Raw genomic sequence first — 733 nt, 5'->3', positions numbered from 1 at the left:
CTTGATAGTGACGGTGGCGTTGTTGCTCAAGGTCACGACCAGGTCGTGGGCCAGCGCGGTGTTGATGTGAACGGTGAAGGTCGGTTTGACGTTCTCAGCGACCGATACCTGGTCAGCCGTGATGGTGACTTTGACCAGATCACCTTCGTTGCCCGGCGTGCCTGGCTCGTCGGTGACGGCCGTGCTGACCGGCGTTTTGTCCAGAACCAGGTTCTCGAACTTGCCAACATCCGCGCCGTCGACGGTAGCGATCGATTTGATCACCGCATCGTTGGTACCGGTGTAGACGTTGTCCGGAGCAGTCACGGTGGTGAAACCAGTGGTGCTGTTGGCCGGAACTGTGATGACGGTGGTGCCGTCGCTCAACGTGAAGGTCAGCGCCGAGTGTTTATCAATTGGCAGACCATCTTTGTTGGTCAGGGTGATGGTGTAAGTGATCGCACCGCCTTCGGTAACCGAAGGCGTGGCAGTCAGCTTGGCCACCACGTCATCCGTGGTGTCGGTAACTTTGACCGATGCCGCGTCGCCCAGTTGCAGGTTTTCGAAGGCACGACCATCGACATCGACCGCGGACTTGATGCCCAACGAGATCTCGCCAGCGTCTTTGTAGACGTCGTCGCCTTGTGCGTCGTGGGTATACGGCTCGCTCGAAGTCTTGCCGGCCTCGATCACCACAACCGCGTTGTTGCTCAGCGTCACGACCAGGTCGTGGGCCAGCGCGGTGTTGATGTGG

The 733-nt window shown here is 59.2% G+C and carries 1 protein-coding gene; it reads right to left on the bottom strand.

Annotation, left to right across the window (positions count from 1 at the left end):
- Positions 1 to 733: immunoglobulin-like domain-containing protein (locus HU764_RS27490; protein ID WP_217835023.1), on the bottom strand; the 733-nt coding region annotated here is incomplete at both ends.

The organism is Pseudomonas kermanshahensis (genome assembly GCF_014269205.2).
GTDB lineage: Bacteria > Pseudomonadota > Gammaproteobacteria > Pseudomonadales > Pseudomonadaceae > Aquipseudomonas > Aquipseudomonas kermanshahensis.
The sequence above is the reverse complement of the archived record's forward strand: the minus strand, read 5'-3'. Positions and strand labels throughout refer to the sequence as shown.